General features: G+C 63.0%; 8 protein-coding genes. 3 read left to right on the forward strand and 5 right to left on the reverse strand.

Translation table 11 applies throughout. From position 1 onward, the window contains the following. Positions 1–15 precede the first annotated feature (15 nt). The 5 genes from ATE62_RS09230 to ATE62_RS09250 all read right to left on the reverse strand — a co-directional run bounded on the left by ATE62_RS09230 (position 16) and on the right by ATE62_RS09250 (position 7,028). On the reverse strand, positions 16–2,151 hold the full coding sequence (locus tag ATE62_RS09230) for an Atxe2 family lasso peptide isopeptidase (protein WP_156420659.1): 2,136 nt from the start codon (positions 2,149–2,151) through the stop codon (positions 16–18). Positions 2,152–2,154: 3 nt separating this feature from the next. Further along, a complete protein-coding gene (locus tag ATE62_RS09235) occupies positions 2,155–4,758 on the reverse strand; it encodes a TonB-dependent receptor (protein ID WP_058810007.1) in 2,604 nt (867 codons plus the stop codon). An 80-nt stretch (positions 4,759–4,838) separates the two neighbouring features. Then, entirely contained in the window at positions 4,839–5,873 is a 1,035-nt protein-coding gene (locus tag ATE62_RS09240) for a FecR family protein (protein WP_058810008.1), read from the reverse strand. Continuing rightward, positions 5,870–6,388 (reverse strand): RNA polymerase sigma factor, encoded by a 519-nt coding sequence (locus ATE62_RS09245; RefSeq protein WP_197411756.1) that lies wholly within the window; start codon positions 6,386–6,388, stop codon positions 5,870–5,872. Before ATE62_RS09245 ends, ATE62_RS09240 begins: the two co-directional genes overlap by 4 nt. Positions 6,389–6,644: 256 nt before the next feature. After that, positions 6,645–7,028, reverse strand: coding sequence for a MarR family winged helix-turn-helix transcriptional regulator (locus ATE62_RS09250; RefSeq protein WP_082660185.1), 384 nt, complete (start codon positions 7,026–7,028; stop codon positions 6,645–6,647). A gap of 317 nt (positions 7,029–7,345) precedes the next feature. Between ATE62_RS09250 and ATE62_RS09255 the strand changes: the two genes are divergently transcribed. The 3 genes from ATE62_RS09255 to ATE62_RS09265 all read left to right on the forward strand — a co-directional run bounded on the left by ATE62_RS09255 (position 7,346) and on the right by ATE62_RS09265 (position 12,915). Next, the gene (locus ATE62_RS09255; protein ID WP_082660186.1) at positions 7,346–8,284 is read left to right on the forward strand and encodes a DUF7146 domain-containing protein; all 939 of its coding nucleotides are present in this window, start codon (positions 7,346–7,348) and stop codon (positions 8,282–8,284) included. Positions 8,285–8,428: 144 nt separating this feature from the next. Beyond that, positions 8,429–10,453, forward strand: a complete 2,025-nt coding sequence (locus ATE62_RS09260) for a ParB/RepB/Spo0J family partition protein (RefSeq protein WP_058810010.1) — start codon at positions 8,429–8,431, stop codon at positions 10,451–10,453. A gap of 176 nt (positions 10,454–10,629) precedes the next feature. After that, a complete protein-coding gene (locus ATE62_RS09265; protein ID WP_082662705.1) occupies positions 10,630–12,915 on the forward strand; it encodes a strawberry notch-like NTP hydrolase domain-containing protein in 2,286 nt (761 codons plus the stop codon). The last annotated feature ends 57 nt before the right edge of the window (positions 12,916–12,972 follow it).

Consider the following 12,972-nt stretch of genomic DNA (forward strand, 5'->3'; position numbering starts at 1 on the left):
CTACGACTTCCAGCTTCATCCACAATGGTCATCCTTCCGGCATTTTTCGCGAAGGTCCTGCCAGTGTTCGGCTTCTGCTCGTCGACGGGGGTCGGTCGGAAGGTCCCCTTTGAACCAGAAGTTGAACCAGTCGAGCGACCGCTGATAAATCGCCAGCCGGTGCGCGGGCTGCCACTTAATGTGGAATTCGTTTGGAAACACAAACAGGTCCACGAAACGACCTGCCTGCTTCAAGGCGGTGTAAGCCTCAAGCCCGCCCATATATTCGCGATCGGATGCCTGTATCAGGATTGGCATTTTGATCCGGTCCGTGTTCTGAGCGAAGGAAATTTCACGCCAAAACTCGGGCGCCGGCTGAAGGATGCTCGGATAGCCGATCTGCCTGTAGAGTTCGTCGAGGTCGGGCCCGTCGAGATAGGCTTGGGACCGCTCCCAGCAACAGTGGCTCATGATCGCTGCGGAGAACAGCGAACTGTGGAGTGCGGCGAACTGAATGGTTGTCGTGCCGTCGCTCATCCCGGTGATGCCGATGCGCTTGTCATCGATGATCCCGCGATCGATGAGCTGTCTAAGCGGCGTCTCGATCGATGAGAGAAAGCTCTTCCGATTGCCCCAATCTTTTAGATTGACCTGCTCGACCTCGATCAGGGTCGTCGCGCCCGCCAATATTCCGAGATGCGGTGGCCGGTTGACGCTGAGGACCGCATACCCCTTGTTCGCAAGCGCCTGGATCGGATATTCATCTCCGACGCCGCCCCGCAAGAATCCCCGCGACACATATTGCACGACGACCGCCGGATAACGTCGTCCAGGCTGGTAATTTGCGGGGAAGACGAAATCCGCTGCGCTGTCCAGCCCAAAGCTGTTCCGGACGTTTATACGCTCGACTTTTCCAACCCGGAGACCTCGCCATTCTGGGTTCGGATCGAAAAGCGTTTCCATAGACCCGCGCCGAAGATCTATCCGAACGAGGTGCCGCGGTCGGGTCGACGTTTCGCGCAAACACAAGAGGCTGTGCCCCGATGGTTCGCAATCGGCAAAATAATCCTTCGTTTGCAAAATCCGCTTCGGGCGCGCCTCGCCGGGGTTCCATTCGTAAAGACCCGTCAGGCTCTTGGCCCAACCCTCTCGCCGAAGAAAGAGCGCCCGCTTTCCGCCTGCGATCGTCCAGGCGGGCGCTTGGGCATCCGAACAACTGTCAGACGCACAACGAACGGTTCTGCCGTTGGCCCCGGCATATTTGACCGTCGTGCCCGGATAGACAAAAGTGGCGTCGGTCGTTTCAACCCACGCATCGGGCACGCGGCTCTGCTTCGCTTTGGCGCCAGGTTCACGCGGGGTCTTGATGGATGGGGCGTCGAGCGCATCGCGCTCGATAGCTGTCGCGGGCCGCGCGCTGCCGCGCTCCAGATCCAATGCGTGGAACGTGGAGGCAATCTGTTCCGGCAACTGCGGCTTGCTTCCGGCCAGCGGGAAAAACCGGTCGTCGAAGTGATGGCCCGTAAGCCCTTCTCGCTCGATGGCCGCTTTGGCTTCGTCTAGGGCAGGGCGGGTCGTGAAGATGACGCTTCTGCCATCGGGCATGAGCCGAAATCGATCGACATCGATCGGGCTATCAGTCAGCGGCGCGCTTCCGCTTCCATCGATTGCAGCCTTCCAGACCTGTGTCCGTCCATGCACGCGCTTCAGGAACATCACCCACCGACCGTCCGGAGTCCATTGCGGCGTGATCGCTTCGATAATCCCGCTTTCCTGTGTTGATCCATCGAGCTGGTGTGTTTCATAGCGGATGAGATCTCCGCCCTGGTCGATGAGCCGCGGCGCGGCGCCCGACAAGGGAACGACCATGATCCCTTGGCAATAGCTGTTCGACGCCGGATCGGCTTGTCGCAGAGGAAGCGCCACGGCGCTTCCATCCGGCGATAATGTGAACAGGCGGCGGTCGGGAAGCTCATTGAGCGGCGGACCGATGTCGCGAACCCGCGCGAGATCTTCTGGCTCGACGCCGCGTCCATTTCCCTTAGGCTGTTCGAAGGCGGGGGGGACCAGTCCGGAACAATCCGATTGGGCGGCCCAGCCCGGCCCAGCCAAGAGGAACTGAGACGCGAGCATGGTGGCGCAAGCGAGCATGCGATTCCGGTGGCCGCGCACAGGTCACCACGCCTTCGTGATCGTCAGGTTGATCGTTCGGCCCGACGCAGGATAGTTCGTTGAATCATACGACGGGTCGCTCACGCTTCTGCTGCGCGTCCTCGATGGATGTTCGTTGAAGAGGTTGCCTACCGCGACGAGCACACTGGCGCCGCGGAGGGGGCCAGCCGATGCGCTGCTTTTCCACTGTCCCGCAAGATCAATGCTCACAAAGGAGCCGACGCGGACAAGCGGCGGGAGCCTGTTGTCCAAGGTTCCGCCTATATAGGTGCCAAAACCCGACAGGCTAAACTCGCCATGGTTCCAGGTAGCACCGCCTTGAGCTCGCCAGTGGGGCGGGTTGAAAATGAATCCCGCGAGGCCGACCGTTGCGGCTCCTTCCAGAAGCTGCCGGTTGCTCTTGAGATAGGTCGCCGACCCTTGCAGGCTCAGGTGGTCGCTAGTGCCCAACTCGATCCCATAACTAGCCGCAAGGTCGACGCCGCTCGCTTTCTGCTGAGCCGTGTTGCGGAGCACACCTTCGACCAGCGCATAGACACTGCCCGGATCATAAGGACCGCCAGTAAAATTCTCGAGGCCGAAGAGCGAGCCCGCCGACCGGGCTTCAATCTCGGAAGCGCTCGGAGATAATGTAATCAGGTGGTTATAAAGCGGATCTGATAGCGCGCCGAAAAGTGACGTAATGGGATTGGCAACGCGGCCATTGTAGCGGATTTCGAAATAGCTTGCCTCGATCTTGAGGCCAGGCGCGAAACGCGGTGCGATCGTGGCAGTCGCTGTCCAGGTTGTTGCCCTCTCCGGGCGTAAGTCGGGATTTGCACCGGCGGTATAAGCAACGGTGCTGCCCGCAGGCGCATTGCTGGCGCCGAAGAACTCCACTGGGAGCAGAAGGACTTCATAGCCCCGATACTGGTCGTAGAGCGTCGGCGCCTTGAACGATTTTCCCCAGCTGAGCTTGAAGGAGAGACTATCGTCCGGACTGTAGATCAATCCCAACTTGGGCGATGCCACGCCGCCGATGTCTTCATAGTCTTCATACCGCACGGCCGCCGTCGCTCGCAGTTCTCGAAAGAATGCAGCGGCGTTGGTTTCGCCGAAAATAGGCAATGACAGTTCCCCAAAACCATAACGTACCTTGTGCCGCCGGTTGAAGGAAAGGATCGGGGTCGTGACATCGCCAATGGTCTGGCTGCTGCGAGCATCGAGGCTGGTAGATCGAATCCCGGCACCGATGACGAGCCGCGTGTCACCGCCCGGAAGCGCGAAGAGCGGACCTTCTCCATAAGCCTCCAGGCTCTCGATCGAATTGTCATATGGAATCCGACGCGTGCTCGCGAGCTGGCCACGTCGATAGGAAATGCCATTGCCGATCGTCCGGTCTTCACCATACGTCCCCGCGACGCTGAGTTCCCATGATCCCGGAAGCTGGACGCGCCACGTCGGTGAGATCGAGAATGTCTCGACGGTGCTCGCAAACGTATCGCCAAAAATGCGGACATCGGAGTCGACGGAAAAGGGGTTCGCCTGCGAAGATTTTCGCCGGCTATATTGGCCATCGATCTCGATGCGAACGCTGTCGGTCAACTGGTGGAAACCGGAAACGACGCTGCTGAACTGATCCATGCCCGGTATCAGAGTCGCCGATCCGTTGACGCTGTCCGCATAGGGTCTTTGGCCTGCGGTGATCGGTGTGGAATGCTTATAGTCCGCCGTCAGCAATATGCCGCCGCCCGTCCAGGTCGTACCGGTGACCGCGCTATACTGTTGCTCGGTCCCGCCACCGTCGGTCGTGAACCCCACCCGCGCCGAGGTCCACACGCCGTCAAAGCTCTTGCGCAGAATCACGTTTGCAACGCCGCCGACAGCATCGGATCCATAGAGTGCGGACGCGCCGTCAGCCACGATATCAAGCCGGTCGATAGCGGCCAATGGTATCGCCGAGATGTCGACTCCCTGGCGAACCCCGTCATACGCAACGCGGTGACCGTTAATCAGCGTGAGCGTCGCGTCGGGGCCCAGGCCACGCAGGTTGACCGTTGACGACGAGTTCAGATTCTCGCTTCCTCCTTGCCCGCTGCCCACGACACCTGGGTTTTGGCCGCCGCTGAAGTTTTGCGGGAGGTTGCGAACATATTGACCGAGATCAGAGAAACCTCGCTCCACGATGTCATCACGCGTCGCAACGATGACGGGTGAGGCAGATTTGCTTCCGCGAATTCGGGTGCCGGTCACGAGGATGGCTGTGTCTTCGTTCGCCGTCGGGCTGAGTTCGGGGGCACCCGACGGTGCCGATCGCCCCCGAATGACATAGCCGCCATCCTGGAATTCCGCGACAAGATCGGTCCCCGCCAGCAGGCGGGCGATTGCTTCCTTGACGCTATAGGAGCCGCGAAGCGGAGCGACCTGCCGTCCTGCGACCGCTTCGGACGCGAAAATCACCTCCACCCCGGCCTGCCGCCCGACCGCGATGAGGGCGTCGGCGAGGGGCATCGATGCGATGCTGAAGTCTTGCCGGGTATCCTGTGCCAGGGCGATATTCGGAACGCACAAACCGCCAATCGCAACCACCGCCAGCAACGTGCTACGGCCAAATCGTCTCGCCACCATCCTGTCCCCCAATTTCTCGCCGGCTAGTCGGCTATGGGGAATGGACGCTCGCTATCGCGAACTACGGGGCGGCTGCGAGATTATTTATTTCGTCGCCGCAACAAGATCTCACCATCTGGAGCATGCTCGACAGCGAGGTCGAAGAGGAGCGCAAGTTTGGCCGCGAGCTTATCCGGCTCATCAAGACGAAACCGGCCGGATACCTTCAAGCCCGCAAGTTCGTCGTCGACCACCCGAATGGATGGTCGATGGCGACTGGCAACCGCCAGAATCTCGCCAAGCGGCGTTGCCGCAAACTCGCGCACATCCGGCACGACGGTCTCCGCGGCCGGGCGTTTGGCGTCGCTGACCGGAGGGGGCGGCACCACCTGCGGACTGACCGCGCTCCCGTACGAAACCGTCTCGCCCATCACCATGCGCTTGATCGTGCGGGTTCTCGTCGCACTGGGCATGGCGACATCGACCTTGCCTTGAAGAAGTCGCACCGTCACATGCTCCTCGCGATTCAGGGCAACCTCGAAGATTGTGCCGCGCGCCGTGATGCTCCCGCGCGCCGCGAGAACCACGAAGGGCCTTCTCTCATGCGCGACCTCGAATCTGGACCGGCCTCGCTCGAGACGAAGCGTCCGCTGCGCGCGGCTATAGCGGACGACCAGTGCGCTTTCGGGTTGCAACGTCACCTTCGAGCCATCGGACAGCACCTGCGTCAAGACCTGCCCCTCTCGCGTCGCCAGCCGCAATGCCCCTTGGGGCGCGACGGCGGCGGTTTCCGGCACCGGGCGCCATGGTCCGTAAACCCATAGGGAGGATAATCCGGTCACGATGACTGCCAGCGCGGCCAACACTCCCAGGGTCTGGTGTGCACGGCGCCGATGAGCGGGATCACTTCGCGCATCTTCGCCATCCCGTTCCTCCTTCAGGAACTTGCCCATCGCATAGATTTCGCTCGCGCGATTGTAGAACGCCCGGTGCAGGGCGCCTCGTGCAAGCCACGCCTCGAACGCGGGTTTGTGCAAGTCGGCTTCGGGGCCGCGCATCCGGCCGAACCAGACGGTCGCTTCCCCCATGAGGCCGTCCCCGTCGTCCGGTTCGTCCTGAAATCCTTGGTCGCTCATCCCTTGTTCAGCGCTTTCCCGATCCGGAGGATCGCCTCTCCAATATGCCATTCGACCGTTCGCGTGCTAATGCCGAGTTGCCCGGCGATCGATTTGACGCTCAGCTCCTCAACCCTGTGTAAGAGAAAGACCTCCCGCGTCCTAGGCGGTAAAGCATCAACTGCGGCGCGATAGAGTTCCTGCATCTGCTCTACTTCGATCGCATGGGCCTGATCGGGCTCCTTGCCCGGCTCAATGCCGTCCATCGACGTGAAAACAGGCTGTCGCCGTCGCTTCCGGTGTCGATCGATGAGAAAATTACGCAAGATGCGCTTGAAATAACCTTCCGGGTCACGAAGCTCGGCGAGCGGACGTCCAGCCGCCAATCGTGCGAACACATCCTGGACGAGATCTTCAGGATCCTCCAGGCCACGGAAGCGGAACCGGAAGTATCGCGCCAGCTGCGGGGCTTGGGTGCGGTAGACTGCTTCAAGATCGCGGCGGTCGCTCGCGGTCTCCTCGCCATGATCTTCCATCCGGGAGGGCATGGGATCACACGAAGATCGTGTCATGACCGGTCGCAACCGGGACAAGGGAAAGGCAGACAATAATCACGGGCAGGCCATCCGAAGATGCCGGTCAAGATGCCTATACTATCGTTCGACCCGAATGGTCGAACGCCCGTGATGTCTGGCAGGATAATTCCACAACGTCGTTTGCCGGCAACCTGACGCGCTGCGCATCAAATGTGCATCACATCTCGCTCCTTCGCAACCATGTCTTTGTTCCCCCTCAAGATCCGCATTGATCTATGAGGCTGATCAATTCCTCGATGCATTCGTCGAGCAAGCGAAGGCCGGCGGCGGAAAGGTCCACATTGACCCGCCGCCCGTCGCGGGGATCGGGATATCTGGTCAAAAGCCCGCATTCAACGAGCCGGTTGATAGTGAATAATGCCGTGCGGCCCGGAACATTGGTCGCGCCGCACAGGCTGGTCAACGAGATGGGCCGGTGCTCATCGCGCAGATAAAGGTCCAGCATCATGTCGAGCGCCGGCGTCGAGAAGAGGTCGCGCCCCAGCCTGTCGCCGACATGGCGGCCCACGCGAACGATCAACCGCGCGAAGGCCACACGGTCCATTCCAGCGGCCGGAGGAGGCGCGCCCGCGTCCGCCATCACACAGCTCGCACGGCTCGATTTGCGATCGAAATACCGTTCGATCGCGGCACGCCGATATCACCGTCAATGCGGTGACCGGCGAGCACATAGGGTCCGCCCGCGCGCCCGCGTATCAAGCTCCCTGCCATGAATTGCCTCCTGCGCCGAAAGCCATCCTCGCTGAAGGGGGTGCCGCGAGATTGTAAAAAATTCCGGAAATCAGAGATTGCAATCAAATCGGATCAAATGGAGGTGCCGCTCGTACCCTATCGGGAAAACAGGTGGGGAGAGGGGGTGAAGGGGGGCGCTATCCCCTTCCATGAGACGATCCAGATATGAACTCCAATCACGACCCTGTCCTTCAATCGGCCGCGATCAACCTCGTCGAGGCCTTTGGCGGGCTATGGCGCGATGGCGGCGCGATGTGCCGATGTCCCGCGCATGATGATACAAGCCCCAGCCTGTCGGTCCGGATCGGCGAGCGAAGCCTGTTGTTCAAATGTTTCGCGGGCTGCCCGACTGCCGAGATATTGCGGGCGATCCGCCGGCTTCATCTTGGCATTCCATCGACTGCGCGCACGCCCTCCTTGAGTCCCATCGGCGCGCCATCGCCCATGACCGCGCTCGCGCGCCGAATCTGGGATGCCGGTGATCCTCTGCGAGGTACCGCTGGCGATCGCTATCTGCGCTCGCGCGCCCTCGCGATCCGGACATCGGCGCTGCGATACAATCCGCGTACGCCCCTGGGCCGCGGCCCAAGCGTCCGGTTTCGTCCAGCCATCATCGCCCCGATCGTCGAAGCGTCCCGATTGGTCGCTGTCCAGCGCATCTTTCTCGACCCGTCCACAGCGACGCTGGCCGCCGATCTCGAGAAACCCAAGCTCACGCTCGGCCGTCCATTGGCCGGGGCGGTTCGCCTGTCTCGCGCACGCACGGTGCTCGGCCTCGCCGAAGGGATTGAGACGGCGCTTTCGGCCATGGTCCTGCTCGGTATCCCGGTATGGGCTACCCTTGGAAATGAGCGTCTGCCCCGGATCCGGTTGCCCGACACAATCGAGCACCTCCTGCTTCTTCCCGACGCCGACAAGGCCGGCCGGGCCGGCGCGCACCTCGCGGAGCGGGCCTATGCCTGTCCCGGCCGCACTGTCGAAACGCGAATGCCTTGGTTCGGTTTGAATGACTGGAACAATGTCTTGCGGCGGGTGGCTGCAAACGGCGATCGCGATCTGGCTGACGCGGCTGACGCGACGCGGCCGAACCAGTGTCGGCCATGAAGGCATAAAGTCTCCTGCCAGGCCGCGTTCGCCGGGAACCGATGAGAGGCCAGGGCGCCCGCGCACTCGCGGAAGGGAGGGGGGAGGAGCGCGGGTGCGGCTTGCGGCCTGATGGTCAGGACGCCCCGCCTTCGGAGTATCATCATGCAATATCCAATCCTCTACGCGCCCGCCGCCAATTGCTCGGTGTCGCCGCTCAACGTCCGCAAGCACAGCAATGCGACCGCCGACAGCGAGCTCGCCGCCAATCTGGGCGAGACCGGCGTTGTCCTGCAGAACCTCATCGGCGTCGCCGTGAAGCGCAAGAAGGATCATTTCAGCATCATCGGCGGTGGCCGGCGCCTGCGCGCTGTTCACGACCAGATCGCGCAAGGAAAGCTGCCCGCAGATTTCCTGGTCCCCGTGATGGTGATGGCGAACGAAAAGGACGCCATCGAGATGAGCCTCACAGAGAATTATTATAACCTCGCGATGAACCCGGCCGATGCCTGCGAGGCGTTCCGGAACATGATCGACAAGGAAGGCAAGACCACCGAGCAGGTCGCCAAGCGGCTCGGTCTGACGAGGCGCTTCGTCGAGGGCCGCCTGCGCCTCGCCAATCTAGCCGACCCGATCTTCGAGGCGCTGCGCTGTGAGCAGATCACGCTCGACATCGCCATCGCCTATGCCAGCACCTCCGACACCGGGCGCCAAGCGGGTGTTTTCGAAGAGCTCGGAGACAGCTATCATTCGAACAATGTCGGCGAAATCCGCAGGCGCCTTGCCGCGGGCTCCTACAAGGGCGCCGATCCCAAGGCGGTCTTCGTGGGCCGCGAGGATTATGAGACCGCCGGCGGCCGTATCGATGGCGATCTTTTCTCCAGCACCGATACTGAGACCTGGCTTGACGGAGACATTCTCGAACGGCTTGCCGAAGAAAAACTCGTCGCCGCGGCGCAGGCCATTCGGGAGCGCGAGGGCTTCGCGGAGGTTCGCGCGATTCCGGCGGGCCGGATCCCCTATATGGAAACCTGCCAGCTCGAACATCTCGATGGCGAGCCCGTTCCGCTGAGCGAAGATGCGGCCGTCCGCAAGGCCGCCATCGAGGCCGAGGTTGCGGAGATCGAACGGGTCGGGGAGGATGTCGGGGCGTATGACGAAGCGCAATATGACCGCCTCGAAGCGCTGAACGAGGAGCTCGAAACCATCGAGGATACCGGTTCCGTCTTCACCGACGAGCAGCGCGCCACTGCGATCGCCTATGTCGTCATCGACAATAACGGCCAGCCCATGCTTCATGAGCAGCTCTACGTCCTGCCCGCCGCCGATGAGGACGCTCCCGGCGATGAAGGCGAGGACGAGGAGGACGATGGCGATGGCGGCGAGGGCGAGGACGACGGCGTCCAGGATGAAAAGGACGAGGTCAAATTCAGTGCCCGGCTCAGCGATGAGCTCGCGATGATGAAGACCGAGCTTCTCGCCGTCCATGTCGCCAGCGATCCGCATTTCGCGCTCGATCTCGGTACCTTCATCATGGTCGATACTGCAACGCGAACCTATGGCAGCTTCGATATGCCGAGCGAGCTCCGCGCGAGCGCACCCCACCCACGCGTCGCCAATTTCGACAGCGGCATGGCCGCCGCCGAGGCTTGGGCAAAGCTCGATGCCGCGCTCGACCGGAGCTGGGCCAACCACAAGGACATCGAGCAGCGATATGACGGCTTTTGCTCGCTCGACGATGAGGCGCGGGCGGCCTGGCTCGGCTGGGCCGTCGCGCGAACGCTCCAGTCGGTTCCCGACGGCGCGGCCGGGAGCGGTTTCCTCAACCATCTCGGCGCCAAGCTTGGAATCGACGTGGCTGCCTGGTGGAGACCGACGGCCCGAAATTTCTTCGATCGCATCACTAGGCCTGCTATCCTGAAGCTCTTCGCGGCCATCGGCGGCAGCGAACTCGCGAGCCGCTACGCCGCGTCGCGCAAATATGACCTCGCCGTCTCGGCCGAAAAGCTCTTCGCGGGTACGATCATCATGGACAATGACGCCAAGGAACGGGCGCTGGTCTGGCTTCCAGGCGCGATGCGCTTCGTCGCCGAGGCCGATCAGGTCGGGGTCGACTTTCCCTGCGACGCCGATGGCGACGGTGCCACGGTCACGGCCGAGGAAGGCGGGTCGATGTCCGCGGCGGCCTGACGAACCTGCGCTTGGGGGCCGCGGCGGTGCTGCGGCCCCATCGCACCTCGATGTCCACCGTTACCACCATCGCCCCGTTCCCTGGACCCGACGGAAATGCACCTTCTGTCAAGATAAAGGGAAGGGGGCGTGAGAAGAAGGCGGCGATCCGGCCGCCCTTTGCCCAGGAGCCACTTATGCATTCTGCCATTTCTGTCGGGCATTTGCCCGCGCCATCCATCTGCGCCGAACCCGGTGATGACCGCACCGTCAGAGTAGTGGCTGTCGCCCGCGCCGTGGCCGAGCGGCTGGCCGGTCGCGGCACGATCAGTCGCCAGGCTCTCAAGTCGCTGATGACCGAGGCCTATGGCGCGAGCGATGCGGCGGGCGCCTGGTCGATGCGCGACGCATATGACGCGCTCGAGGCGGCCCAGCTTCTGCGCCTTCTAAGCCCTGCGGGGCCGCTATCGGATCAAGACGCTCTCCCCGCTCGGCTTCATGCGCTCGACGACGTCGCACGCGCGCTGCCGCCGCAAACCTATCGCAGCGAGCAGCAGGTCGAGCTGCAACAATTCTCGACCCCGCTGCCGCTGGCCTGGCTTGTGGCTGTCGCCGCCGCGATGACCGACGAGGACATCGTGCTCGAACCGTCCGCCGGCATCGGGATGCTGGCGGTCCACGCGCGGCGCATGGGGGCCGCGCTCATCCTCAACGAACGCGATCCGGGACGCGCAGGACTGTTGACTGCCGTCATGGGCCAGCCTGTCTCGCGGCACGACGCGGAGTTCATCGACGACATGATCGATCCCGATTGCCGCCCGACGGTCGTGCTCATCAATCCGCCCTTCGGCCGAAGCGAGGGGCGCGGGCTCGACCGGCATGCCGCTGCCCGCCACCTGCGTTCCGCGCTGTTGCGGCTTGCGCCGGGTGGACGCTGCGTCGCGATCATGCCGCCGTCATTCGCGCCCGACGGTGCCGGCGCGACCAGCTATCAATCGGTCTGCGCGGTCGCGACACCCCGCGCTGAAATCACCCTGGAAGGCAAGCCCTTCGCGCGGCAGGGAGCCTCGATCACCGTGCGTCTTTGCGTCTTCGACAAGGGCTGGAGCGGGTGCACCGAACGTCACCTCGCATCGAGCTTTGCGGATGCGCTCCCGATCATTGCTGCGCTTCCGCCGCGCCTTGCCCTCGCTCCGCGCGAGCCCGACCCCGCGTCTGTGCGTGTATCGGCTGTCATCGACGCCCGGCCGCCGCGGTCGCGCGCCCTTCTCGGTGGCCTTGGCGGCGTCCGGCGTCTCGCGGCTCCGCCTGTCGCACAGACACTCGATGCCACGCCGCAGCCGCTCGCCTATGAATTGCTCGCAGAGGTGCCGGCGGCCGATGAACCGGTGGGCATCTATGTTCCCTGGCGTCTCACGCGGATCGCCTTTCCGGAACCAAATCCCCATCCGGACCAACTCGTCGAATCGGTCGCAATGTCGTCGATCCTGCCGCCGGTGCCGCATTATCATCCGCTTCTTCCACCATCCGCAGCTGCAGCGCTCTCCGACGCGCAGCGCGAGGCCGCCATATACGCCGGCCAGGCGTTCGAGCGCGATCTCCCCGGCCTGTATGTGCCGGACGCAGCTGGCACCGCCCTTCTACCCGGGGCGGAGGGCCAGCCCTATCGCATGGGCTATATGGTCGGCGACGGCACCGGCGTCGGCAAGGGGCAGCAGGTCGCTGCCTGCATCCTCGATCGCTGGTGCCGCGGACACCGCAAGGCGCTCTGGATCTCCAAAAGCGCCGCTCTGATCGAGGATGCGCGGCGCGACTGGTCGGCACTCGGCGGACTGCCGATCGACATGCAGCCGCTCGACGCCTTTCCGCTCGGCTCGGACATCCCGATGGAGAGCGGCATCCTATTCCTCACCTATGCGACGCTCCGGTCGCAGCGCGACGACGCACCTTCGCGGCTTCAGCAAATCCTGCGATGGCTCGGGACCGGCTTCGCGGGGCTGCTCGCCTTTGATGAAGCGCACGAGCTCGCCAATGCTGCGGGCGCCGAGACCATCCACGGCAAACAGAAGGGATCCGAGCAAGGGCTGGCCGGCGTGCGCCTCCAGAACATGTTGCCGCGCGCGTGCATCCTCTACAATTCAGCAACCGGCGCCACCGATCCGGCCAATCTCTGCTATGCCACGCGCCTCGGTCTCTGGGGTCAGGGCACCGCTTTCGAGACCCGCGAGGCCTTCATGGCCGCGATCGCGAGTGGCGGCATCGCGGCAATGGAAATCGTCGCCCGCGACCTCAAGGCGCTCGGCCTCTACACGGCCCGCTCGCTCACCTTCCGCGGCGTCGAATATGCGCCGCTCGAGCACGTCCTGACCGAGGATCAGATCCGCGTCTACGATGCCTATGCCGACGCCTGGGCGATCTTATGGCGAGCTGCGCATAAGATCGCTTATCGCGAGGAAGCGGTAATGCGGAGGAGCGCGGCGTAACCGGCGAATTCCCATGATAGTGTGCGCAGTTGCTGCGCATTATATTGGTTGCGAACC

Source organism: Sphingopyxis sp. HIX (assembly GCF_001468285.1).
GTDB lineage: Bacteria > Pseudomonadota > Alphaproteobacteria > Sphingomonadales > Sphingomonadaceae > Sphingopyxis.

What these genes read in the sequence shown, in the direction of transcription:
- ATE62_RS09235 (WP_058810007.1), bottom strand. Translation starts at nt 4,758, where the DNA reads ATGGTGGCGAGACGATTTGGCCGTAGCACGTTGCTGGCGGTGGTTGCG.
- ATE62_RS09240 (WP_058810008.1), bottom strand. Translation starts at nt 5,873, where the DNA reads ATGAGCGACCAAGGATTTCAGGACGAACCGGACGACGGGGACGGCCTC.
- ATE62_RS09245 (WP_197411756.1), bottom strand. Translation starts at nt 6,388, where the DNA reads ATGGAAGATCATGGCGAGGAGACCGCGAGCGACCGCCGCGATCTTGAA.
- ATE62_RS09250 (WP_082660185.1), bottom strand. Translation starts at nt 7,028, where the DNA reads ATGGCGGACGCGGGCGCGCCTCCTCCGGCCGCTGGAATGGACCGTGTG.
- ATE62_RS09255 (WP_082660186.1), top strand. Translation starts at nt 7,346, where the DNA reads ATGAACTCCAATCACGACCCTGTCCTTCAATCGGCCGCGATCAACCTC.
- ATE62_RS09260 (WP_058810010.1), top strand. Translation starts at nt 8,429, where the DNA reads ATGCAATATCCAATCCTCTACGCGCCCGCCGCCAATTGCTCGGTGTCG.
- ATE62_RS09265 (WP_082662705.1), top strand. Translation starts at nt 10,630, where the DNA reads ATGCATTCTGCCATTTCTGTCGGGCATTTGCCCGCGCCATCCATCTGC.